The sequence below is a fragment of the Mycobacterium persicum genome (assembly GCF_002086675.1).
GTDB classification, from domain to species: Bacteria; Actinomycetota; Actinomycetes; order Mycobacteriales; family Mycobacteriaceae; genus Mycobacterium; species Mycobacterium persicum.
In genome coordinates this window covers 16,886-41,028 of sequence record NZ_MVIF01000047.1, presented here as the reverse complement: position 1 = coordinate 41,028, position 24,143 = coordinate 16,886, and the positions used below count along the sequence as shown (strand labels likewise).

Here is a 24,143-nt window from a genome sequence, read left to right as displayed (position 1 = left end):
GCGATAACCGCGGGGCTGGTCGGCGGATCATGGCTGGGGCCGTCGTCGGCCGCTATGGCGGCAATGGCAGCCCCGTATGCCGATTGGCTTTCGGCCACGGCGGCCCAGGCGCGGCAAGCGGCAATGCAGGCCGAGACGCTGGGGATCGAGTTCGAGGCAGTCCGATCGGCGATGGTGCGACCAATCATGGTGGCGGCCAATCGTTTCGATTTGGTGTCCCTGGTCATGTCGAACCTGTTCGGGCAAAACGCTCCGGCGATCGCCGCGGTGGAAGCCGCATACGAGGCGATGTGGGCCCAAGATGTGTCGGCAATGGCCGCCTATCACACGGGGGCTTCGGCCGTGGTGTCGGCGCTGGAGCCGTTCACCGCGCCGCTGCAGAATCTGCCGGGGTTGCCCGCTGCGCTGGCCGGCGCGGTGACTGCCGCTGCGGCGGGAGCGCCCCTCAACCTGGGCTTCGGCAACCTCGGCGGCGGCAATGTGGGCAACGGAAACGCCGGCGCCGGCAACGTCGGCCATGGAAACCTCGGCAATTACAACCTCGGCGTCGGGAATCTCGGCAGCAACAACGTCGGCCCCGCAAACCTGGGCAGCTACAACACCGGCTTCGGCAACGCCGGCAGCTTCAACGTGGGTCTGGCGAACACCGGTAGCAACAATTTCGGGTTCGGCAATACCGGCAGCAACAATATCGGTATCGGACTCACCGGCACGGGGGGGGTGGGCTTCGGCTGGTTGAACTCCGGCACCGGAAATATCGGCTTGTTCAACTCCGGCACCGGAAATGTCGGTTTCTTCAACTCCGGCACCGGCAATGTCGGAATAGGAAACTCCGGATCGGGAAATCTGGGGTTCTTCAACGCCGGTCTGGCAAACTTTGGCAGCGGAAATTCCGGCAACTCCAACACCGGACTATTCAACCCTGGGGATTTCAATACCGGCAGCTTCAATGTGGGCGATGCCAACACCGGTGATTCGAACCTCGGAAACTACAACTCCGGCAGCTTCAACTCAGGATCGGCCAACACCGGTAGTTATAATACGGGCAATGCGAATACCGGGTTTTTTAATTCGGGTAATTTGAACACCGGCGTCCTCAACACGGGTGACATGAACAACGGCTTCGCCTTCAGAGGAACCGGGCAGGGCGGTCTCCGATTCAATCTGGGCACGCCGGATCTGACCTTGCCGCCACTAAATGTTCCCGGACTAGCAATACCGGCTCTGGATTTACCGACGATTATTACTTCGAACATGACGATACCTGCTATCGACTTGCCGAGGATGACCATACCCGCAATAGATGTGCCCGGGCTGGACCTGCCAGCTGTGACCCTGCCGGGATTCACGTTGGACAGTGCGCTGTTGGGCGGCTTCACCACACCGAAGTTGGGCATTCCGGCGCTGACCACACCCACCGTCGCCGTGCCGGGGCTGGACCTGCCGGCCGTGACCATTCCCGGCTTCAAGCTCGACAGCGCGCTGTTGGGCGGCTTCACCACACCGAAGTTGGGCATTCCGGCGCTGACCACACCCACCGTCGCCGTGCCGGGGCTGGACCTGCCGGCCGTGACCATTCCCGGCTTCAAGCTCGACAGCGCGCTGTTGGGCGGCTTCACCACACCGAAGTTGGGCATTCCGGCGCTGACCACACCCACCGTCGCCGTGCCGGGGCTGGACCTGCCGGCCGTGACCATTCCCGGCTTCAAGCTCGACAGCGCGCTGTTGGGCGGCTTCACCACACCGAAGTTGGGCATTCCGGCGCTGACCACACCCACCATCACCGTGCCCGGCCTCGACCTGCCCAACATCACCACACCCCCAATCGGCGTACCGGGACTAGACCTGCCCGCGGCGACCATTCCCGGCTTCAAACTCGACAGCGCACTATTGGGCGGCTTCACCACACCCAAACTCGCCATTCCCGCGCTGACCATACCCACCATCACCGTGCCCGGCCTCGACCTGCCCAACATCACCACACCCCCAATCGGCGTACCGGGACTAGACCTGCCCGCGGCGACCATTCCCGGCTTCAAACTCGACAGCGCACTATTGGGCGGCTTCACCACACCCAAACTCGCCATTCCCGCGCTGACCATACCCACCATCACCGTGCCCGGCCTCGACCTGCCCAACATCACCACACCCCCAATCGGCGTACCGGGACTAGACCTGCCCGCGGCGACCATTCCCGGCTTCAAACTCGACAGCGCGCTGTTGGGCGGCTTCACCACACCCAAACTGGTCATCCCAGCACTGACCATGCCCACGATCAACGCCCCAGGTTTTGACTTGCCGGAGGTATTAATACCCGGCTTCAAGATCGACAGCGCTGCGCTGGGTGGTTTCTCATTACCGAAAATAGTGGTGCCGCAATTGAATGCGCCGGCGATACGTGTAAATGAGTTCACGATCACTCCGCAGCTGAGGATAGATTGGGATACAAATGTATTTGCGCTGAAGGGAGTCAATTTTGTCGGAAACACCGCGATTGTAGATCCTTTCAACGGCAGGGCGTTCTTCAACCTGAGCTCGATTAGCTCCCCCGGCTTCGATCTTCCCAGCTTGACCATAGGTGGATTCACCATCAACCCGATCGGAATCGACGCGTTCGGCCTTCCTCCGATCACGTTGCCGGACATCAGGATTCCAAAGATCAACTTGGGCGCCTTCACCATTCCGGGGTTCACCACCGGGCAGTTCACCATCAACCCCATCGGCGTCGACTCCTTCGGCCTGCCGCCCATTACGCTTCCCGACATCAACGTCCCACCCATCGAGCTGGGCGCGTTCACCATCCCAGGGCTCGACATCGATCCCATCCATCTGGACGGCTTCAGCATTCCCGGCGCCACCACGGCGGCGTTCACCATCAACCCGATCGGCGTGGACTCCTTCGGCCTGCCGCCAATCACCCTGCCAGACATCAACGTCCCGCCGATCAAACTGGGCGCCTTCACCATCCCCGAACTCGCCGTCAATCCCATCAGGCTCGATCCCTTCACCATTCCGGGCCTGACGATCCCGCCCGTGCACCTCGACGGCTTCGCGGTCCCAGGCTTCACGATTCCCAGCATGACGCTGCCCAGCACCACGATCGCAAGTTTCGACGTCCCGCCGCCGCCGGGCTTCGGCAACACCAGCACCACACCCTCGTCGGGATTCTTCAACACCGGCGCCGGGGGCAGCTCAGGGTTCGGCAATCGTGGGTTGGGCCTGTCGGGTCTGTTCAACGTGAATCCGGCCGGACTTTTCGGCGGCTCGGGTTACCAGAATGTCGGCACCAGCACCTCAGGGTTGTTCAACTTCGGTAGCGCGGTATCGGGCCTCGCGAACACCGGAACGCTTCCACTGACCCTGCCCAACCTGCTCGCCGGAATTCTCGGCTTCGGAAACACCGGCGCGGACCTGTTCAGATTCTGAGTGCACGCCCTCAGCAGGTCGACCCGGCGGGCGAACCAGCCGGGTGGGCAAACAATTGACCCCACTCGCGTCGAACCGCCGATTGGGCATCGGCGAAAACGTGAGATGTCGCGCCGTCACCCGCGAAATGGACCAACGCCCACGCCATCGCGAACACCGACACCTGGTGACGTTGGGCCGCGGTGTGCAGCTCATCGACTGCGTTCTCGGGACGGCACCGGCGCAGCCCGATGAGAATGCCCCGCGCGGTGTCGAGAATGCGACCAGCGTCCGGGCCACCCGAGACCTGGGTCGGCGCCCAGTTCGCCGTCATGCGCTGTCAACCTCCTGTCGAGTCCTACCGATACCCACCACAAGGGTGCCTCGGCCCGGGGCAGGTCGCCCCGGGGAAGCCGCACCGGCCACCGTGCCATGATTTGGGTATCGGCCCCGTTGTGCCAGGCTGCCGCCCACATTGGTATTCGCCCGTGATCACCTCGATACCGGCCCCCGCCGGCACGGGCCGGCACCGAATCGTCTTTGACGACGATGGCCCTCCGCATTGATGACCGAGGACTCTGTGCCCGGCGCCGGCCGCCGTGCATAGTCAGCGGCATGCTAAGCACGATCCTGGATGTCTTTCGGCTCCGCCAATACTTCGACGTGCTGGCGCGCGCACGCGAATTCTCGGCGGGATTGCGCCAGGACGCCGGATTTCTGGCGGATGCCGCCTGGGCCGCGCTGCGCTTGCCCTCCGCAGGTACCCAGCACCCCCAGCCGTTCCCGTCCACAGCGCCCTACATCGCGAATATCGCTGAAGGGCAACGGATTGCGCTGGCCGCGACGGGGGGAAGCGGCGCGATGGCCTCGCTGGTCGGGGCCGCGCGAGCATTGGAGGAAGCGGGTATGCGCCCGTCCGTCTACTCGCTGTGCTCGGGTTCGGCGCTGTTCGGTTTTCCGCTGGCGGCCGGGATCAGCGCGGACGAGGTGGCGGCCTTCACTCTGGGGCTGCTTCCCCGCGACTATGTCGACCTGGACTGGGGCCGGCTGCTGCGGCTGGCGCTCACTGCCGGGCGGGGGTTTGCCGGCATCATTGCGGGCGATGTGATCGAGCAGACGTACCGGCGTCTGCTCGGCGACCTGACCCTGGGCGAACTGCCCATTCCGGCCTACGCGCCGATCTGGAATATCGAACAGAATCGAATCGAATTCATCGGTCCGCGTACGCATCCGGAGCTCACGGTGGCGCGTGCCGTACATATGGCCATCGCGTTACCGTTGTTCATCCAGCCGGTCGAGTTCGACGGGTTCCACTGGTGCGACGGCGGCATCGTCGACATCTTCCCGGTTCGCCCCCTGCTCGACATCGAGCAGCCCTGCGAGGTCACGCTGGCGATCAACGGGTTCTATCCCCCGGGCTTTGCCGGCGAAGACGCCACCGGTTGGGAGTATCGCCGCGCCAGCATCTTGTACGTCGCGAGCCAGGTGCGCACCTGCCAGCAGATCGAGCTCGCCCGCGAGAACCTGGCCCGGTTACGTGCGGCGTCGAGGTTGATCATGATCGAGCCCGTGCCCTACCAGACGGTGCGGGGACTCGGCTTTTACCGCCAATTCCTCAGCACCCGCGACTGGGCCGGCTTCATGCGAGCCGGGCGTGCAGAGACGAGAAAGGCGCTGGCGGCAGGCGGGTCGACCGCCCTACCCGCTGCCAGGTCCGTGAGCGCCAATTAGCCTGCGAGCGCCAATACTTCGTCGAAGCCGGCGACCAGAGCGTCATGGAAGACGTCGTAGTCGGGGATCGCGGCGGTGTCGACGTCGATGCCCAGTGCGCAGGTGTCGACATAGGACAGCAGCGTGACGTTGACGGCCGAGCCGATCGTCGGGCCGAACGCGTATTGCGTGCGCACTGCCGCACCTCCGAGGAACACCGGCACCGGGATTCCGGGTACGTCGCTGGTCAGGAAATCAACGTGGCGCAGCACCGAGCCGATGTACCAACGCGGCATCAGGTTGAGAACGCCGGCAATCATCTGGGTGTAGGGCAGCGACTTTTCCTGCCGCACCGCGCCGACGCGCTCGTGGATGGCCTTGATCCGTTTCGCCGGGTCGGCCTCACCGACGGGAATGTCGAACCGCATCAACGTGATTCGGTTTCCACCCATGTCATCGGTGTTCGTCCGCAAGCTGATCGGCATGGTCAGGTGCAAATCGCCGACCGCGACGCCGTGTTTTTCGTGATAGATGCGTAACCCGCCGGCCACCCCGGCGACAAACGCATCGTTGAGCGCGCCGCCACACCGGTGCGCGGCATCGCGCAATTGCAGCCGTGGCACCTCGTGCACCCCGAGGCGCCGGATCAGGCCGCGCTCCCTGATCAGTGGTGAACCGGTGCGGTTGAGCGGCCGGACCGTCCGGTAGACGGACGCGGCGTTGGCCGCTGCCGACCGGAGCGTCGAGATGGGCCGCCGGATACCGCCGTACACCAGTTGCGGTACCTGCCGTGCCGTGCCGGTCACCACGTTGACAAGCAACGAGGCGCTATAGCGCCACGAATCGCGGTACCCCTCCAGACGAGACGGCTGGGGTACCTCCGGTGCGGCGGGCAGTGATTCCAGCTCGTAGTGCTCTTCGGAAAGATCGAATAGCCGCATCGCGATCTGGATGCCTCCGACACCGTCGGTGAGGGCATGGTGGAACTTGCAGATCACCGCCGCGGCGCCGTCGTGCAGGCCCTCGACCAGCGTCGCCTCCCAGAGGGCCCGGGCCCGGTCGAAATCCTGCATCGCGGCCACTCGGGCCATCTCAAGCACATCGTCGAAGGTGCCGGCTCCCGAAACGGCCACCCGCCGCATGTGATAGTCCAAGTCGAAGTCCGCGTCGTACTCCCACCGCGGCGGGGCGGGCGGCGGAGATTCCACCACCCGCTGGCGAAACATCGGAAGTTCGCGGCTGATCAGATCGAAACGTTGGCGTATCTGGTCCCAGTCCGGGGATCGATCCAGCAGCACGACCGTGACCACTGTGGACCGCAGCCGTGGGTCAGTTTCCATCGCCCAGGTAAAGGCATCGCTGTTGCGCATGAATTCAGTCATAGTGGCTCCACGGACAAAGCTACGATGCCTTCCGGCCTCGGTCACTAGCATGTTGGCAGCCAAGGACTTTGGTCCCTACAAGTGGTGCCATTGGTCGCCCGTCAGGAGCCGAGGACCCGCCGGGTGTAGTCGTTGAGGAAGACCCGGTTGGGGTCGAGGCGATCGCGGACCGCCGCGAAGCGATCCCAAGCGGGATACCGATCACGAAGCGTGCCGGCGCTCTGATAGTGGCGCTTACCCCAATGCGGACGGCCCGCATACTCGTCCATGATCTCTTCGACGGCACGGAAGTAGGTTTCGAACTCCATGCCGGTGTACTGGTGAACGGCGATGTAGCAGGTGTCGCGGTCGTGGGCGGTCGACAGGAACGCGTCGTCGGGGGCGCCGAAGCGGACCTCGAGCGGGAACATGATCGGCAGGTTGCGGCGGCGGACAAGGTCGATGACCCGCTGTACACCCTCGCGCACGTGTTCGCGTGGGATCGCGTATTCCATCTCGGTGAACTTGACGTTGCGTGCGCTCGCGTAGACCTTCCAGCCGTGATCCTGGACGGTGGCCGGCGACATCAAGTTCGTCATGAGACGGTTCAATGCCGGTGCGGCACTGGGGAATTGACGACCGGTGCGGCAGATCAGGCTCAGCGCCGCGTTTTCGGCGTAGTCGTTGATCCGGCGTTTCCACACCGGCAGCGGCATGGGCTCCTCGTCGCTGCGGCGCGTGGTGCGGGTCAGCGCCGTCTCGCCGTAGGGAAACACGAAGAACTCGAAGTGGTCGTTGCCATCCACCTGCTCGTCGAGTCGCTCCAGCGTATCGGCCAGCGGGCGCAGCTCGTCGTCGCGGTGCAGCGTGAACAGCGGCACCACCCGCAGGGTCACCTGAGAGATCACGCCCAACGCGCCGATCGACACCCGTGCTGCCAGGTAGTCGTCACCCTCCGACAGGGTCAGGATGTCGCCACCGGCGGTGACCAGTCGCAGCGAAACGACCTGCGCCGACACGTTGGTGAAGCGCGCCCCGGTGCCGTGCGTGGCGGTCGCGGTCGCCCCGGTGATCGACTGCTTGTCGATGTCGCCCTGATTCTCCAGGCCCAGCCCGCGCTCGGCCAGCTGCGCGAACAGCGGGTGCAGCCTCGCCCCGCCTTGCACCGTAGCCAGACCCGCCGCGACATCCACGTCGAGGACCCGCTGCATGCCGGTCATGTCGACCATCACGCCGTCGGTGCAGGCGCAGTCGGTGAACGAATGCCCGGTGCCGACGGCGCGTACGCGTTCGCCGCGCTGCGCCGCCTTGACGACGACCTCCGCCAACTCGGTTTCGGAAGTGGGGCGGACAATCTGCGACGGCGCGCACAACTGCTCGCCGGCCCAGTTGCGCCAGACGGTGCTCACCGGGCCAGCTCCCGCACCACGGATTCGGCCACCGTTGCCGCGTGCATCACCGTCTCGTAGACGACATTTTCCGGGGTATCGGACATCTGGTGGTAGTTCGACAGCGCCTTGTGGCGGTCGAAGGAAGAAAAGCAGGCCGTCGGATAGCCCGCCCGACTCATGAGCACGGCGTCGGTGCTGTTGCGTGATCGCAGCCCCCGCCGCAGCGGTGCGTCAGCGCGTTCGGCCGCTCGAGCCACCAGGTCACGGAACGGCCGGTGGTAGTAGTCCTCCATGATCGTGGTGCCCTCGCCCTCGAGCATGATCAGTTCGGGCGAGCCGACGGTGTCGAAGTTGAGGAAGTAGGTGTGGTCACGGTCCAGCTGAGGCTTGTGGCGGGCGATGAAACCGTAGATGCCACCCTGCAATTGCTCCTCGGCGCCCAGCGACACCAGCAGCACCCGCACACCCTGCACCGGGCGGTCACGTAGCCGCTCGGCCAACGCGACGATCAGCGCCACGGCGGAAAGGTTGTCGTTGGCACCCGGCACGATCGGGCTGCGGGCGATGTCGGTGAACGCCGCCACCCCGATCGCGCTCATCGCGGCCCCGGCGAGCATCATCTTGCGGCTGCCCCGCAGCGCGCCGGCACCGGCCACCATCGGCGCCAGGATCGACGGCCACCAGTTCGGCAGTGAGGTGTCGATGCGCTCGACGATCCCCGGGAATCGCTCGACGAAGAACCGCTGATAGCCGGGTTCGAAGAACTTGCCGCTGTGCGCGGCGTCGTGATGAGCGCACACCACGACCGTCCGCTTGCCGGTGGGGTCGCCGGCTTCGGCCACGACATTCCATGTCGTTCGGGGCTTTTGGAGTTTCTTGCGCACGACGCGTATCCCGTTGGAACAGTCGTCGGCGATCGCCAGCCCCGCACCCAGCCCCGCCAGCCCGGCAAGCACCCGCAACCGACGGCTGATCAGACCGGCGATCGCGGCGCCGACCCCGACCGCCGACAGCTTGGCGTGCAGCTGCGGGTAGCCGTCGTAGAACTGTTCCTCTTCGATCCGCGCATTCTGTGCACCGGCGGCGCGCAGGTACTCGACGATCTTGACCGCAGCCTCCTGCTCGCCGGGGTCCCCGGCACCGCGTTCGATCGGTGCGAGTGTCTCGATGACCTCACGCATCGTGGCCAATTCGGTCGGCAATGCGGTGATCGCAGTCATGGCAGCTCCTTGTCGCGCGGTCCGTCGGCGAACCATTCCATCATTAAAGAAACGTGCGACCCTCACCCCGGTAGGTCGGGACGGCGTCGATGATCTGCGCGCCCCGAACCAAATACAACCGATCGAACCTCTCACACAGCTCGCCGGCCTTGGTGTGACGGAAATACACCTTGTCGCCGATCTGCAGTTGCCGCGCCACCGCACCGGACAATGGCGTCTGGACCTCACCGGTGCCTTCCATCGGGTCCAGTTTGAGCCCGCTCGGTAGGTACGGGGTGGGCATGCGGTCTTTCGCGCCGACGCCGCTGGCCAAATAGCCGCCTCCGAGCGCGGTCACGGTATCGGCGTCGGGGCGGCGGCATACCGGCAGCGCGAACATCGCCGCCGGCCGCAAGGCGAACGTCGAGTAAGAGTCGAAAAGCGTCGGCGCGTAGAACCCCGAGCCGGCGGTGGCCTCGGTGATCGCCGGCTCCTGGGCAACCAGCTGAAGGTCACCGGTGCCGCCGGCGTTGACGATCTTGATGTCGGCGACCTCGCGCACCAGCTCGACGGCGCGCGCGCGACGTTCCCGCAACTCCGCGAAGGACCGCCGCTGCATCCACCGAACGGCCGCGTTCTGGGCGGACTTGCCGGCCACGTTGTCGCCGAACCCGGCGATATGGCCCTCGTAGGACATCAACGCCACCAGCGTCAGCGACGGCCGGCGCGCGATCTCCACCGCGAGCGCTCGTGCCTGTTCCGGCGTATGCAACGGTGAGCGCTTGGGCCCGATCTTCACCCGCCCGCCGGCTCGCCAGTAGCCGGCGTCAAGGTCCAGGCACAGCCGCAGCGGCTTGGTTGTCGCGTTTTCGATCAGGTCGAGATGCTCGACGCTGTCGACCATCAGGATCGGCGCTCGTTCGGGGTCCTCGGCGGTCAGCTCGCCGAGTTTGGGCAGCGCCGCCCTATCGGTCGTCGGATAGGCGAGTAGCAGGTTGTCGAAGCCGTGGTCGGCCAGCCAGAGAGTCTCGGCCAGCGTGAACGTCATCAGCCCGTCGAACCGAGCGTTCGAGTCGAGGATTTCGCGCTGTAAAGGCCTGCACCGCAACGACTTCGACGCCACCCGGATCGGCTTGTCAGCCGCGCGGGAAAGCAGCTGACCGGCATTGGCCCACATCGCGTCGAGGTCGACGAAGGCCAACGGCGCGTCCAGGGCGGCGAATGCCTTTTCGTACCGGTGCAGCCGACCGTGCGCGTCGAGCCTGACCGGCTCGTCGGCACGCTGCTCGCGACCCACCTCAGGCACGCCGTCACCTTACTGAACGTGACGGACTCTGGCAGCGGATCGATGATGTTGCGGCACGTGGTGGGCATGCCGAATGCCATGCCGGCTGCGCCGTTGCGATTGGCGGCCGCGGTGCTCCCGCCGGATTAGGCCGTCCCGTTCGTCCCGTTTTGGCCGAAGAGCAATCCGCCGGCGCCGCCGGCGCCCCCGGCTGCCAAGCCGGTGCCGTTTCCGCCATTGCCGCCGTTGCCGATGATCACCGCGCTGCCGCCGTTACCGCCCGCGCCGGCGCCGCCGGGGGCGCCGTTACCGCCGGCGCCGCCGTTGCCGAAGAACACCGCACCCGACCCGCCGGCGCCGCCAGCACCCTGACCGCCCGCGCCGCCGGTGCCCCCGGCACCGCCGTTGCCGAAGAAGAATGAGCCGTTGCCGCCCTGACCGCCGCTGCCGACACTGGTGCCGCCGCCGGTGCCGCCGTTGCCACCGGTGCCGCCGTTGCCGAAGATCAGGCCGCCGTCGCCGCCGTTGCCGCCACTGGCATACAGCGTGCCGTTGGTGCTGGTGGCCCCGCCGTTGCCGCCGTTGCCGCCCGTCCCGAACAGATATCCGGAGCGACCGCCATTGCCGCCGATGCCGCCCACCGGCTGCGTCGTGACCGGCAACGCGGCCGTGGTCCCGGTGCCGATACCGCCGCCGTTGCCGCCGACACCGCCGACCCCGAGCAGCTGGGCGTCGCCGCCGGCGCCGCCGAAGCCGCCCGAGCCGGCAAAGCCGGTGGTCACGCCGGCGCCGCCGTCGCCACCGAGGGCACCGCTACCACCGGCTCCGCCATTGCCCAACAGCAGTCCACCGGGGCTTCCGGTGCCGCCGAGACCACCGATGCCACCCTGGCCGCCTTCGGCGCCCCCGGTGCCGCCGTCACCTCCCAGCCCGCCGTCACCGCCGACCGCGCCGTTGCCGAACAGCCCGGTGGCGCCCCCGTTTCCACCGGACCCGCCGTGGCCGCCGAAGCTGGCGAAGGCTCCGTCGCCGGCTCCGCCGGCTCCGCCGCCTCCCCCAGCGCCCGGTGCGCCGTACAGCAGTCCGCTCTGCCCGCCGAGACCACCCATGCCGCCGTAGCCACCCACGCTCTGGACCGTATTGTTGCTGAGGCCTCCGGCCCCGCCAGTCCCACCCGCGCCGCCGACGCCGAACAACGCCGCTGCCCCGCCGCCGGCTCCACCGGACCCGCCGACGCCGCCCGCGGGGATGATGGTCGGCGAGGGACCGATGGCCGGCGCGGCTCCCCCGATTCCGCCGTTTCCGCCCGCGCCACCCAGGCCGTAGATCAGTCCGGCGCCACCACCGTTGCCGCCGTTGCCGCCGGTGGTGCCGACGCCACCGGCCAGGGGCGCCGGGCCGCCGTTGCCGCCGGCACCGCCGATGCCGCCGTTGCCCCACAACAGGCCGCCGTTGCCCCCGGCACCGCCGTTGAACCCGTTGAGGCCGGCGGTGGTGGAATTCCCCGCGGCTCCGCCGGCGCCGCCGTTGCCCCACAGGCCGGCGTTGCCGCCGTTGCCACCGCCCTGGTTGGCGCCGCCGGACCCGCCGTTGCCGCCGTTGCCGATCAAGATCCCGCCGTCACCGCCGCTCTGTCCGGTCCCGTTTATCCCATCGGCGCCGTTGCCGATCAGTGGACGCCCGAACAGTGCCTGGGTGGGCGCGTTGATCAGGTCAAGCACGTCCTGCTGCAGGGATTGCGCCGCCGAGGCATTGGCAGCCTCAGCGAGTGAATACGAGCCCGCTCCCGCGGTGAGCAGCTGCACAAACTGTTCATGAAATGCCGCGGCCTGAGCGCTGAGCAGCTGATAGGCCTGGGCATGCGCCCCGAACAGGGCAGCGATCGCGGCCGACACCTCGTCCGCGCCGGCGGCCAGCACTGACATCGTCGGCGCCGCGGCGGCAACATTGGCCGCGCTGATCGACGAACCGACGCTCGCCAGATCCGTTGCGGCCGCCGCCACCAGCTCTGGGGCCGCGATGAGATACGACATCAGGGACCTCCCACCACCTCACGGAAACCTGGCGGTCGCCCGGTCGCCATCAACCCTCGGCAAAGGGTATCGCCATCGGGTCAGCACACCCCGTATTTCCGGTAGACCTACCGATCGTTTCGCCGGACGGGCCCGGAATGTTTCAGCGATCTCGCGGCTGTCGGCGGCCCAGCACCGCCGTCCGACATTAGGACGGCCCTAAGAAGGCTTGTTCTCCGCGAATTCGCAGAATGCCGTGTAGGCCCGAGCGCCGTAGATGGTGGCCGGTCCCCCGTTCATGAGGATGGTGACACCGATCGCCTCGGCGGCTTCCTCGGCGGTGGCACCGGCGCGGGCCGCGGCCTGAGCGTGGGAGGCGATGCAGCCGTCGCACCCCTGTACCACCCCGATCGCCATCGCCAGGAGTTCCTTGACCTTACGGCTGAGGGCGCCGTCGGTGAGCGCGGCGCCGCTCAGGGCCGCAAATCCCTTGTAGACGTCGGGAATCTGGCTGCGAAGCGCCCGGTGTTGCGGCCGCAGCTCCTCGAGGACCTCGTGATGGTGTTGGTCTGACATCAGCCTCGTTACCCTTCGGCTAGTTGTGGGAACCTCAGGGTCGCAAGAGTACCGATTACGCCGGCGACCGTTCGGCCGCCTTGTCCGAGCGTTGCAGCTCGTCGATGACGGCTTGGATCCGGCCGGTGACTTCGTCGGCGATCGGGGCAAGCTGGGGTTCACCGGTGACGTCGGCCAACAGCCGCGGGTTCATCGCTTCGATGACGATGGTGCCGGCTTGCTCGGGGTCCGATCGCACCACCACATTGCAGGGCAGCAGAGTGCCGATCTGGCGGGTCGCCTCGATTGCGCGGTGCGCCAGCGGCGGATTGCAGGCGCCCAGGATCAGGTAGTCCTCCATGTCTTCGTCGAGTTTGGCTTTCAGGGTTGCCTTCACGTCGATCTCGGTCAAGACGCCAAAGCCCTGCTGCGCCAGCGCTTCGCGGGTGCGCTTGACCGCTTCGTCGAAGCCGGTGTGCAAGGTGGCCGACAATGCAATGTCCATCACCAATATCTCCTCTAACTTTTTCCGATGTTCTCTTCGGATTCTTGTGGGAACTTCTGTTCAGGCCAGCGCCAGGAAAAGCTTCTCCAACTCGGCTTCGCTCAACGGCGCGGCACCCTGGGACTGGGCTCCGGTGATGCATTCCCGCAATCCGGTGGCGACAATCTTGAACCCGGCACGGTCGAGCGCCCGGGACACCGCCGCCAGCTGGGTAACCACCTCTTTGCAGTCGCGGCCCTGCTCGATCATCGAAATTACCCCGGCCAGCTGCCCTTGGGCGCGCCGCAGCCGGTTCAGTACCGCAGCCATGCTGTCTTGATCACCAATCACGGTGGATCCTCCCGTCTCATCGGTCTTATCGACCATAGTACCCCTGGGGGTATGAATAGCTACCGCCGACACGACTGGGAACATACCCCCGCGGGTATTTGTTTCTTAGGTCAGTATCCCCCGATGGAAGGACCGACATGGCCACCGTCAATCTTACCCACGACACGTTCGAGTCCACGGTTACCGACAATCCGCTTGTGCTGGTTGACTTTTGGGCCGCCTACTGCCGCCCGTGCCAAACGTTTGCCCCGATCTATGAGCGGTCGGCGCGGATCCATCCCGACGTGGTGCACGCCAAGGTCGACACCCAGGCCGAGCCCGAACTGGCCGCCGCGGCGGGTATCCGCTCAATTCCGACCATCATGGCATTTCGCGACGGGGTGCTGGTCTACAGCCAGGCCGGGGCGATGCCACCGGCGGTGCTGGAGAATCTGATCACCCAGGTGCAATCGCTGGACATGGATACCGTGCGCGCCAAGATCGCCGCCCGCCGGGCAGCCGCCGCTCGGTAGCCGCCGCTCTCACAGGATCGCGTTGAGATCCTTGGCCCGCGCGATGTCGTCCCAGTCCACCTCGAGTTCGAGCAGAATCTCCTCCGTGTGCTGCCCGTGCTCCGGGGCGCGCGCGGGCCCCGGCGGCGTTTCGTTGAATTGAACCGGCGCGGCCACGATCCGGTACGGCTCGCCGTTGTCATCGCGGTTGGTCACCACGTACCCGTTGGGTTCGACCTGAGGATCGTTGAGCGTCTCCCGTGGCGTCGCCAGGGCCGCCCACACGCCCGGTTCGTCCGCGAGCACCTGCTGCCAATGTGCGAGGTCGTGGCCGGCAAACGCGGTGGCGAAGATCTCGGTGGCCTCGGCCGCATTGGCAATGAGGTTGCGCGACGGCACGAACCGCTCGTCGGCGGCCAGCTCGGCAAGTCCCATCCGCCGGCAAAAGCCGGCCCAGTATTTGTCGGGTTGTAAGAACACCAGCTGAATCCACCTGCCGTCCCTGGTTTTGTACCGGTTCACCAGCGGATTGATGGCCACCCCGGGAGGTGCCCCGGGAATGCCGTCGATATCGAAGAAGTCGGCCGCCGAAATCGACGGCGCGATGGCCCACATCGCCTGGGCCAGCAGTGACGAGTCGACGATGCACGGCTCGCCGGTGCGTTCCCGGTGAAACAACGCCGCACACACCCCGCCGGCGAGTGTCGCCCCGCCCTGCAGGTCGCCGAACGCCGGCCCCTGCACAGCCGGCGTCTCGCTGCCGAAGGGGGTAAGGGTGTACGCCACCCCGCCACGTGCCAGGTAGGTGGCGGCATCAAAGCCGCCGCGATCGCGATCCGGGCCGCGCACGCCCAGTCCCGTTCCTCTGGCGATGATGATCGTGGGATTGAAGGAGCGGATGTCCTCGACGGTCAACCGGGCCCGCTCGAGGGCTCCGGGCAGCCAGTTGGTCAGGAACACATCGGCACTGGCCAGCAGGCGGCCGAACAGCTCACGCCCGGTCTCGGTTTTGATGTCGATCGCGATGCTGCGCTTGCCACGATTACCCAACTCGAGGATGAAGTCGGCGTCGACCCGGGCTGCTTCGCGGGTGAAACCACCCACCACCAATGCCCGGCCGGGATCGCCCGCCGCGACGCCCTCCACCTTGATCACGTCGGCACCCCAATCCGACAGGGCGGCACCGGCCGACGGTACGTAGGTCCACGACGCCAGCTCGACAACCCGGACACCGCTGAGTACCCCTGCCATCGCAATCCCCTCGGCCGCCGCAGCTATTCCTTGCTATTTTAGATATTCTAGCTAGCGTAGCGGATGGCGATATTCCGGCTGCAGGCACGCGGTTCTTCGGAAGAGATGCGATGGGACCCACCAACGGTTCGATGCCGGTGCGGATGGTCACTGCCCGGCACAGTTCGGCGCCCCCACCATGTGGGCAGCGAAAGGCTTTGACTCTCAATGTGAATCGTCGGTATCTGGACTCGGACAACTCGGACAAGGGGCGGCGATGAGCCGGATAGCGGGCCGGGCGGCCGGTAAGGTGGCGGTGATCAGTGGCGCCGCGCGCGGGCAGGGCCGCTCGCATGCACGATTGCTTGCCGCAGAGGGCGCCGACATCATCGCGGTCGACTTGTGCGCCGATATCGACACGAACGAGTATCCGCTGGCCCGGCCGGAGGACCTGGACGAGACCGCGCGTCTGGTGGAAAAGGAAGGCCGGCGGGTCATCACCGCGATCGCCGACGTGCGCGACCGTGCCGCGATGTCGACAACGATCGACAACGCGGTGTCCGATTTGGGCCGTCTCGACATCGTGGTGGCCAACGCCGGCATCTGCCCGCTCACCGCCGGACTGCCGCCGCAGGCGTTCGCCGACGCCGTGGACGTGGACCTAGTGGGGGTGCTCAACCTGGTGCACGCCAGCCTCAAACACCTACGCGCAGGCGCGTCGATCATCGTGATCGGTTCCAACGCGGCATTCATGTCGTCGATGAACACCACCGGCATCGATGGGGGCCCCGGCGGGGCGGGCTATGCCTTCGCGAAAATCGCTGCCGCGCATTACGTCAACGACTTCGCCCTCGCGCTGGCCCCCTTCTCCATCCGGATGAACGCGATACACCCGACCAACGTCAACACCGACATGTTGCACAGCGCTCCCATGTACCGGGCCGTCCGGCCGGACCTGCCGAACCCCACCCGCGAGGAGGCCGAGCCGGTTTTCCCGGTGATGCAAGCGATGCCGATCCCCTATGTCGAACCCGAAGACATCAGCGAGGCCGTGTTGTTCCTCGCCTCCGACGCGGCCCGCTACGTCACCGGACAGCAGCTCCGGGTGGACGGCGGCGGCTTTCTCAAAGTCAAGCCATGGTCCGGCGGGTGATCTCGCGATGTGGTCAATTCAGTTGCGGCACAGCGGACGTGGAGGCACGCGGTGACTCTCGACCGTTTCGGCGACTTCCGCCGCCGCCTCTATGAGCTGATGACGCTGATGAAAACGGCCGACGACCGGCTGGCCAAGGGCATCAGCACCGGGGAGTTCATCTGTGTGTACTGGCCGTCGCGCGGCCAGGAAGCCATCGGCGCGGCGATGGGTGTGGTGCTACGGACCGACGATCAGCTGGTGACCACCTACCGCGGGCTGCACGATCTGATCGGCAAGGGGGTTCCGCTGCGGGAGATCTTCGGGGAGATGATGGGACGCACCGTCGGCGCCAGCCGCGGCAAGGGCGGCACCATGCACATCGCCAATCCCGCGGTGGGCGTGATGCTTTCGACCGGCATCGTCGGCGCCGGCCCGCCGGTGGCCGTCGGGCTGGCACTGGCCGGCAAACGCAAGGGCCTGGATCGGGTCACGGTGGTCAGCTTCGGCGACGGCGCCACCAACACCGGCTCCTTCCACGAGGCCGCCAACATGGCCGCGCTCTGGGACCTGCCCGTGGTGTTCGTGTGCCAGAACAACCAGTACGCGGAGATGACACCCACGTCCGCCACCATGAAGCTCGAGCATGTCGCGGATCGGGCCGCCGGTTATGGCATGCCCGGTGTCGCGGTCGATGGCAACGACCCGCTGGCGGTCGCGTCGGCTCTCGACCAAGCGGTGGACGCCGCCCGCGGCGGTGGCGGTCCCACGTTCATCGAGTGCGTGACGTTCCGCTTCCGCGGCCACTACTTCGGTGACCGGATGCCCTACATACCACCAGATCAGCTGGCGGCGGCGATGGCGGCCGACCCGGTGCCGCGGTTCCGCAACCACCTCCTCGAAGCCGGAATCTGCGGCGCGGACGAGCTTAGCCGCATCGACGACGACGCCCTGCAAACCGTGGAGACGGCGCTGAACACGGTGATGACCGGCGAGTCACCGTCCGTCGACGAACTCGACCGTGACGTTTACGCAACGCCGCTCGGGTTCCCGGTGTGGGGACGTGGCGGATGACCGAACAAGAGCTGACGATGCGCGAGGCGCTCAACCTCGCACTCGATCAGGCGCTACAGGCCGACGACAGGGTGTTGCTGCTCGGAGAGGACATCGCCGATCCCGGCGCGTCCGGGCCCACCGCGGGCCTGTCGACCAAGTACGGCCACGACCGGGTGGTGGACACCCCGATCTCGGAAGCCGCGATCTTGGGCGCCGCGATCGGCGCGGCGATGGACGGAATGCTGCCGGTGGCCGAGATCATGATCATGGATTTCATCGGCATCGCCGCCGACCAGTTGATCAACCATGCCGCCAAGCTGCGCTTCATGACGGGCGGACGCACCACGGCGCCGATCACCGTGCGCACCCAGGTGTACGCCGGATTGGGCACTGGCGCCACGCATTCGCAGACGTTGGAGGCGTGGTTCATGCACATCCCCGGGATGAAAGTGATCGTGCCGTCCACCCCGGGCGACGGCAAGGGCCTACTGACCACCGCCATCTTCGACGAAGACCCGTGTCTGTTCGTCGAAACCATCCGCCTGCAAAGCAAACGCGGACCCGTCCCCGTCGACCCCGGTTTCTCGATCCCGTTGGGCCAGGCCGATATCAAGCGGCCGGGCACCGACGTCAGCCTGATCGGCTACGGGCGCAGCGTGTACGACGCGCTCGCGGCCGCGGCCACCCTGCAGGAACAGGGCATCAGCGCCGAGGTCGTCGACCTGCGCACCCTGGTGCCTCTCGATGTCGAGACCGTCGTCGAATCCGCCCGTCGCACAACAAGAGCCGTCGTGGTGCACGACGCGGTGCAATTCGGTGGACCCGGGGCGGAGATCGCCGCGATCCTGCAATCGGAATTGTTCGGCGAACTCGTCGCACCCGTTGAGCGGGTCGGCGCCCGGTTCGTCCCCAGCCCGGCCGCCGCCGCGCTGGAGGCGCAAGTGTACCCCTCGCCGGCCCGCATCGTCGCAGCCGCACAGCGAACCCTGGACAGGGCGAGAGTGCATGGCTGACTTCGTCATTCGCATCCCGCGGGTCTCGGTCGCGGTATCCGAAGCCGAGCTCGTCGAATTTCTCGTCGACAGCGGCCGGCATGTCGAGCAGGGCACCCCGATCTACGTCATCGCAACCGAGAAGGCCGAACAGGAGATCGAGGCCGGCGCGTCCGGCGTCGTGCAGTGGACCGCAACAGCCGGTGGGACCTACGACATCGGCGTGCCGATCGGCGTCATCACCGCATAACTCAGGAGAAGGCATGGACCTCAAGGAAACTCGCGAACGCATCATCTACGAGAAGACCGGCGCGATAGCTCGGGTCACGCTGAATTGGCCGGAGAAGGCCAATGCCCAGGACCAGAAACTCGCCGAGGAAGTCGACGCCGCACTGGCCGACGCGGACCGCGACTACGACATCAAGGTGCTGATCCTCAAGGCCAACGGCAAGGGCTTCTGCTCGGGACACGCGATCGGCAACAACGCGGTCGACTATCCGGCTTTCGTCGAGGGCGCCAAGGTCATGGGCACGCCGTGGAAGCCGCAATCCGACCTGTTCGTCAAGCCGGTACTCAACCTGTGGGAGTTCGCCAAACCGACGATTGCCCAGGTCCACGGCTACTGTGTGGGCGGGGGCACGCACTACGGGCTGACCACCGATATCGTCATCGCCGCCGAGGACGCCTACTTTCAGTACCCGCCGCTGCAGGGGTTCGGCATGCCGTCCGGCGAATGCTCCATCGAGCCGTGGGTGTTCATGAATTGGCGGCGGGCGTCGTATTACCTGTATCTGAACGAAGTCATCGACGCGCAGAAGGCCCTGGCGGTGGGTCTAGTCAACGAGGTGGTGCCGCGCGATCAACTCGACGCGCGGGTGGACGCGATCGCCCGGCACATCGCGCAGGCTCCGCTGACCACGCTGTTGGCGACCAAGGCCAACATCAAACGCGCCTGGGAGTTGATGGGCATGCGGGTGCACTGGCAAAGCTCCAACGACCTGGTGGCGTTGGCGTCGATCAGTGCCGACGTGCAGGCCCTGGTGCAACAGGTGCTGAAGGGCAAGATCAAGCCCGCCGAGATGGCGCGCCGCCAGGCGGCGGCGGCCGAGTCTCCCGACGGTGCGTCGGCGACCTGATGCAGTTGGGGCGCAGAATATTACGCTGATGAACCTGACCGACCACGCCGACAGCGCCGCCCCGGCACTCATGGTGGGTGACGGGCCGGCCCTCTCGTATGCGCAGTTGCATGCCCGGAGCCGACGGGTCGCCGCGCTGCTGCACGAGGCGGGGCTCAGGCGCGGCGACGGGGTGGCTCTGCTGCTGGCCAACCGCCCGGAGTTTCTCGAAATCCCTTGGGGCTGCCAGCTTTCCGGGCTCTACTATACGCCGGTGAACACTCACCTAACCGTCCCGCTGCCCTCCGCCAACGGCTCCTGGGCTCAGGCCGTTCTGGAGCTGGCGCTGACTCAGCGCTACGGGATGAGCCCGGCCAGCGTGTACCTGTCCCCCGCGCCGCTCTACCATGCCGCCGGGGTGAACTACGCCATGGCGGTTCACCGCGTCGGGGCCACCGTGGTCATCATGGGCAAATTCGACGCCCAGACCGTACTGCGGCTCATCGAGACGCACCGGGTTACCCACGCCCAGGTCGTGCCGACGATGTTCGTGCGGATGCTCAAGTTGCCCGAAGAGGTGCGGCGCGCCTATGACATCTCCAGCCTGCGGTGTGTGCTGCACGCGGCCGCCCCGTGCCCGGTGGACGTCAAGTACCGGATGATGGACTGGTTCGGTCCCGTCATTCACGAATACTACGGGGGGACTGAGGGATTCGCCGGCACCACGATCGGCCCGCGGGAGTGGCTGGCTCAACCGGGCTCGGTCGGCAAACCGGTGAGCCCGGTGCATGTCGTCGGCGACGACGGAAGTGAGCTGCCCGTCGGGCAGTGCGGCGAGCTCTACTTCGAGGGCCCCGCCGTTCGAGTACTTCAAAGATCCTGTCAAGACCGCGTCGGTGTGCAACGACCGCGGGTGGCGCACCTTGGGCGACATGGGCTACGTGGACGAGGACGGATACCTCTACCCGACCGACCGCTCGACGTTCATGATTGTCTCCGGCGGGGTCAACATCTATCCGCAGGAGGCGGAGAACCTGTTGGTCATGCACCCCAAGCTGGTCGACGCGGCGGTATTCGGTGTACCCAACGACGAATTCGGTGAGGAGGTCGAGGCCGTGGTGCAACCGGTGGACGGCGTTATCGCCGGACCCGACCTGGAGGCGGAACTCATCGACCACTGCCGCGCCCATCTGGCCTCCTACAAGTGCCCGCGCACAGTCGACTTCACCGCGGAGCTGCCGCGGGACCCCAACGGAAAGCTCTACAAGAGGCGTATCCGCGAACGCTATTGGCAAGGCCGCGCGTCGCGAATCGTGTGAGCGAGGGAACCAGATGGTGAGCAATGAGGTGAACTGGACACCGCTGCCAGTGCCGTGGGCAGTCCGCGCCGCCGACCGGATTCCCAAGCAGCGTTACTACGACGCGGAGTTCTACGCGCTGGAGACGGCGATGCTGTGGCCGCGCGTCTGGCAGATGGCCTGCCGGCTCGAGGAGATCCCCAAGCCGGGTGACTACGTGGAGTACCAGATCCTCGACGAGTCGATCATCGTGGTGCGGGTAGCCGGTGACAACGTACGCGCCTACCACAACGCGTGCCGGCATCGCGGGGTGAAGCTGGTGGAGGGCAATGGATCTCGTCGCACTTTCGTCTGCCCCTTCCACGGCTGGTGCTGGGGTATCGACGGGCGCAACACCTATGTCGCGCGGCCGGAGGTGTTCGACGAGCACAACCTGTGCCCGCAGGATCTTGCGCTCGTGTCGGTACGGTGCGAACTGTGGGGCGGGTGCGCGTGGATCAACCTCGACGACGCCGCGCCCGCGTTGCGCGCCTGCCTGGAGCCGTTCGCCTCGATCTACGACGCCTGGAAGGTCGAATCGCTGCGCACCGAGTGGTGGCAGTCGTGCCGATTGCCGGTGAACTGGAAGCTTGCCACGGCGGCGTTCATGGAGGGCTATCACGTGCCGCAGACCCACCCGCAGCTGTTGCCGTCGGCGCCGGGCGCGACCGCGCCGGGCACCCACCCGGTCATCCAGAGCAGCCTGTATTTCATGCGGACGCTCGGCGCCGGCATGGGCGGCATGACCCACGCCAACGACATTCGCATCGCCGAAGGCCTGCAGCACATCGAGTTGCCGGACGATCCGGCCGAGGCGACGACCGCCTGGCGCGCCACGCTCAACGACGCCGTCGTCGCCTGGCATCGCGCGCGGGGATGCGATGTTCCCGACCTCAACGCGTTGGCGCGCCGCGGCATCGTCGACGCGATCGGGTTCGGCTTCCCGCATTACTTCCTGTTGCCGCAATACAGCAGCGCTTCCTCGTACCGGATCCGTCCCCTGGGGCCGGAGGAGACGTTGTTCGAGATCTGGTCGCTCACCCGGATTCCACCGGATCAGGTCACCAAGCCCGCCCCGCCGGAACCCAAGGCGCCCGACGACCCGAGCTGGCCGCCGATTCCCGCGCAGGACTTCTCCAATCTGCCGCGGCAGCAAAAAGGTCTGCGCTCCAAGGGATTTGAATACATGCGATTATCGAAGCAGATCGAGGGACTGATCTCGAATTTCGAGCGGGTCATCGACGGGTTCCTGGCCGGGCTGCCCTACGACACGCTGGTGCCCGCGATCCAGCAGACCAACACCACCATCGACGTGCCGATCGCCGACCTGGGATTCACTTCAGACGTTTCGGCGCCACAGTGAGCGCTCGGTGGGACCGCTCGGTCGACCTACTCGTCGTGGGCAGCGGCGGGGGCGGCATGGTAGCGGGGCTGGCCGCACTCGACCGTGGGCTCGAGCCGCTCATCGTCGAAAAGCAATCCCTGGTCGGCGGTTCGACCGGTCTCTCCGGCGGCATCGTCTGGCTGCCGAACAACCCGTTGATGCGGGCCGACGGCATCGCCGACACGTACGAAGACGGGTTTGGCTACCTGGCCGACGCGGTCGGCGACGTTGGCGCGGCATCTTCGGCTGCCCGCCGGGAAATGTTCCTCACCGCGGGCTACGAGATGATCGATTTCCTTATCCGCAAAGGGGTTCGGCTGATCCGCTGTGCCGGCTGGAGCGACTACTACCCGAATCACCGGGGCGGCAACGCCGCCGGCCGCGCCGTCGAGGGAGTTCCTTTCGACGCCGCCGCGCTGGGGTCCTGGAGCGACCGGCTGCAGCCGCCGCTGGCCAAGAACTACGGGTACGTGGTGCTGACCAACGAATTGCGCTCGGTGCAATACTTCAACCGATCGCCACGCGCCTTCGCGGTAGCGGCCCGAGTATTCCTGCGCACCCGCACCGCCCGGATCCGCGGCCGCCAAATCCTCACCAACGGGGCATCATTGATCGGCCAAATGCTCAAGGTGCTCATCGACGTCAGCGACGGCCGGCCGCCGTTGTGGACTGACACCGCCATGGACGATCTCATTGTCGACGACGGCCGGGTGGTTGGGACACGCGTCATCCGCGACGGCAGTCCGGTGAGCGTCGAAGCGCGCAAGGGAGTTCTGTTGGCCGCCGGCGGCTTTGGCCACAATGCCGAGATGCGACGGGAATACGGCGGCGATCAGCCCAACGACGGGGCATGGTCGATCGCCAATGCCGGCGACACCGGCGAAGTGCTGCGCGCCGCCATGCGGCTGGGCGCGAAAACCGACCTGCTCGACGAAGCATGGTGGCTGCCTTCGGTATTCATCCCCAACGGCGGCGCCGCCGCGGCGTCACTGGGCTCGGGGCGACAACGACCGGGAGCCATCTACGTCGACACGGCCGGCCGCCGGTTCTGCAACGAGTCGAACTCCTACGTCGAAGTCGGCAAGGCGATGTACGCCGCCAAGGCGGTGCCGTGCTGGATGATCTTCGACCACGGCTACGTCCGCCGATACGTCACGGGTACCAACCCGCTCAACCGGCGCCTGCCGCCCGAGTTCATCACAAGCGGCACCGTCAAGCGCGGCGACACCGTCGGCGACCTCGCCCACCAGATCGGTGTGCCCGTCGACGCGCTGACGCGAACGATCCAGCGGTTCAACCACTTTGCCGCCCAGGGCCTTGATCCCGACTTCGGGCGCGGTCAGTCGGCCTACAACACCTGCCTGGGCGACCCGGGCTACCGGCCCAACGCCGCCCTCGGCCCGCTGCGCCGGGGTCCCTATTACGCAACCAGAGTGTTCCCGGCCGATGTCGGCACCTGTGGAGGCGTGGTCACCAACGAGCACGCGCAGGTGATCGACGAGGATGGCCGGGTGATCGAGGGCCTCTACGCCACCGGCAATACCACCGCGACGGTGATGGGACGAACGTATCCGGGAGCCGGCGCGAGCATCGCCAACTCGATGGTGTTCGGCTACGTCGCCGCCCGGCACTTGCCCCCAGTGTGACGCTGCA

The 24,143-nt window shown here is 66.5% G+C and carries 20 protein-coding genes and 1 pseudogene; 11 read left to right on the top strand and 10 right to left on the bottom strand.

All coding sequences use genetic code 11. The annotated features are described in order from the left end of the window. Nucleotides 1-3,426: PPE family protein (locus tag BST40_RS15560; protein ID WP_083154682.1), on the top strand; the 3,426-nt coding region annotated here is incomplete at its 5' end. 10 nt (nucleotides 3,427-3,436) lie between these two features. On the opposite strand, the gene BST40_RS15555 is transcribed toward BST40_RS15560, so the two are convergent. Beyond that, nucleotides 3,437-3,739, bottom strand: coding sequence for an ANTAR domain-containing protein (locus BST40_RS15555; RefSeq protein ID WP_075547526.1), 303 nt, complete (start codon nucleotides 3,737-3,739; stop codon nucleotides 3,437-3,439). Nucleotides 3,740-4,020: 281 nt separating this feature from the next. Here BST40_RS15555 and BST40_RS15550 point away from each other — a divergent pair, with 281 nt between their 5' ends. Next, nucleotides 4,021-5,136 (top strand): patatin-like phospholipase family protein, encoded by a 1,116-nt coding sequence (locus BST40_RS15550; RefSeq protein WP_083154680.1) that lies wholly within the window; start codon nucleotides 4,021-4,023, stop codon nucleotides 5,134-5,136. On the opposite strand, the gene BST40_RS15545 is transcribed toward BST40_RS15550, so the two are convergent. The 8 genes from BST40_RS15545 to BST40_RS15510 all read right to left on the bottom strand — a co-directional run bounded on the left by BST40_RS15545 (nucleotide 5,133) and on the right by BST40_RS15510 (nucleotide 13,753). Next, nucleotides 5,133-6,497 (bottom strand): wax ester/triacylglycerol synthase domain-containing protein, encoded by a 1,365-nt coding sequence (locus BST40_RS15545; protein WP_075547524.1) that lies wholly within the window; start codon nucleotides 6,495-6,497, stop codon nucleotides 5,133-5,135. The genes BST40_RS15550 and BST40_RS15545 overlap by 4 nt on opposite strands. A 101-nt stretch (nucleotides 6,498-6,598) precedes the next feature. After that, entirely contained in the window at nucleotides 6,599-7,885 is a 1,287-nt protein-coding gene (locus tag BST40_RS15540) for a D-arabinono-1,4-lactone oxidase (protein WP_083154678.1), read from the bottom strand. Then, nucleotides 7,882-9,087, bottom strand: a complete 1,206-nt coding sequence (locus BST40_RS15535) for a M28 family metallopeptidase (RefSeq protein WP_083154676.1) — start codon at nucleotides 9,085-9,087, stop codon at nucleotides 7,882-7,884. Before BST40_RS15535 ends, BST40_RS15540 begins: the two co-directional genes overlap by 4 nt. A 43-nt stretch (nucleotides 9,088-9,130) precedes the next feature. Beyond that, on the bottom strand, nucleotides 9,131-10,372 hold the full coding sequence (locus BST40_RS15530; protein WP_083154674.1) for an amino acid deaminase/aldolase: 1,242 nt from the start codon (nucleotides 10,370-10,372) through the stop codon (nucleotides 9,131-9,133). Between the two features lie 125 nt (nucleotides 10,373-10,497). Further along, the gene (locus BST40_RS15525) at nucleotides 10,498-12,384 is read right to left on the bottom strand and encodes a PE family protein (RefSeq protein WP_083154673.1); all 1,887 of its coding nucleotides are present in this window, start codon (nucleotides 12,382-12,384) and stop codon (nucleotides 10,498-10,500) included. A 198-nt stretch (nucleotides 12,385-12,582) separates the two neighbouring features. After that, nucleotides 12,583-12,939, bottom strand: coding sequence for a carboxymuconolactone decarboxylase family protein (locus BST40_RS15520; protein ID WP_075547519.1), 357 nt, complete (start codon nucleotides 12,937-12,939; stop codon nucleotides 12,583-12,585). Between the two features lie 55 nt (nucleotides 12,940-12,994). Beyond that, entirely contained in the window at nucleotides 12,995-13,423 is a 429-nt protein-coding gene (locus BST40_RS15515; protein ID WP_083154671.1) for a DUF302 domain-containing protein, read from the bottom strand. 60 nt (nucleotides 13,424-13,483) lie between these two features. Further along, entirely contained in the window at nucleotides 13,484-13,753 is a 270-nt protein-coding gene (locus BST40_RS15510; RefSeq protein ID WP_075547543.1) for a metal-sensitive transcriptional regulator, read from the bottom strand. 137 nt (nucleotides 13,754-13,890) lie between these two features. On the opposite strand from BST40_RS15510, the gene BST40_RS15505 reads away from it, so the two are divergent. Further along, entirely contained in the window at nucleotides 13,891-14,265 is a 375-nt protein-coding gene (locus tag BST40_RS15505; RefSeq protein ID WP_083154669.1) for a thioredoxin family protein, read from the top strand. A 9-nt stretch (nucleotides 14,266-14,274) separates the two neighbouring features. On the opposite strand, the gene BST40_RS15500 is transcribed toward BST40_RS15505, so the two are convergent. Then, nucleotides 14,275-15,495 (bottom strand): CaiB/BaiF CoA transferase family protein, encoded by a 1,221-nt coding sequence (locus BST40_RS15500; protein ID WP_075547516.1) that lies wholly within the window; start codon nucleotides 15,493-15,495, stop codon nucleotides 14,275-14,277. A gap of 256 nt (nucleotides 15,496-15,751) precedes the next feature. Between BST40_RS15500 and BST40_RS15495 the strand changes: the two genes are divergently transcribed. The 8 genes and pseudogenes from BST40_RS15495 to BST40_RS15460 all read left to right on the top strand — a co-directional run bounded on the left by BST40_RS15495 (nucleotide 15,752) and on the right by BST40_RS15460 (nucleotide 24,136). Next, the gene (locus BST40_RS15495) at nucleotides 15,752-16,627 is read left to right on the top strand and encodes a mycofactocin-coupled SDR family oxidoreductase (protein ID WP_083154667.1); all 876 of its coding nucleotides are present in this window, start codon (nucleotides 15,752-15,754) and stop codon (nucleotides 16,625-16,627) included. Nucleotides 16,628-16,726: 99 nt separating this feature from the next. Next, nucleotides 16,727-17,680, top strand: coding sequence for a thiamine pyrophosphate-dependent dehydrogenase E1 component subunit alpha (locus BST40_RS15490; RefSeq protein WP_082275450.1), 954 nt, complete (start codon nucleotides 16,727-16,729; stop codon nucleotides 17,678-17,680). Continuing rightward, entirely contained in the window at nucleotides 17,677-18,675 is a 999-nt protein-coding gene (locus BST40_RS15485; RefSeq protein ID WP_083154665.1) for an alpha-ketoacid dehydrogenase subunit beta, read from the top strand. Before BST40_RS15490 ends, BST40_RS15485 begins: the two co-directional genes overlap by 4 nt. After that, the gene (locus tag BST40_RS15480) at nucleotides 18,668-18,904 is read left to right on the top strand and encodes a lipoyl domain-containing protein (protein ID WP_083154663.1); all 237 of its coding nucleotides are present in this window, start codon (nucleotides 18,668-18,670) and stop codon (nucleotides 18,902-18,904) included. The genes BST40_RS15485 and BST40_RS15480 overlap by 8 nt, the downstream gene beginning before the upstream one ends. A 13-nt stretch (nucleotides 18,905-18,917) precedes the next feature. Next, nucleotides 18,918-19,790: an enoyl-CoA hydratase-related protein gene (locus tag BST40_RS15475; RefSeq protein WP_075547511.1), complete on the top strand. Its 873-nt coding sequence runs from the start codon at nucleotides 18,918-18,920 to the stop codon at nucleotides 19,788-19,790. Between the two features lie 28 nt (nucleotides 19,791-19,818). Next, nucleotides 19,819-21,088 (top strand): annotated as a pseudogene (locus BST40_RS15470) (AMP-binding protein). Nucleotides 21,089-21,116: 28 nt separating this feature from the next. Further along, entirely contained in the window at nucleotides 21,117-22,469 is a 1,353-nt protein-coding gene (locus tag BST40_RS15465) for an aromatic ring-hydroxylating oxygenase subunit alpha (RefSeq protein WP_371687229.1), read from the top strand. Then, nucleotides 22,466-24,136, top strand: a complete 1,671-nt coding sequence (locus tag BST40_RS15460; RefSeq protein ID WP_083154661.1) for an FAD-binding protein — start codon at nucleotides 22,466-22,468, stop codon at nucleotides 24,134-24,136. The genes BST40_RS15465 and BST40_RS15460 overlap by 4 nt, the downstream gene beginning before the upstream one ends. Nucleotides 24,137-24,143 lie beyond the last annotated feature (7 nt).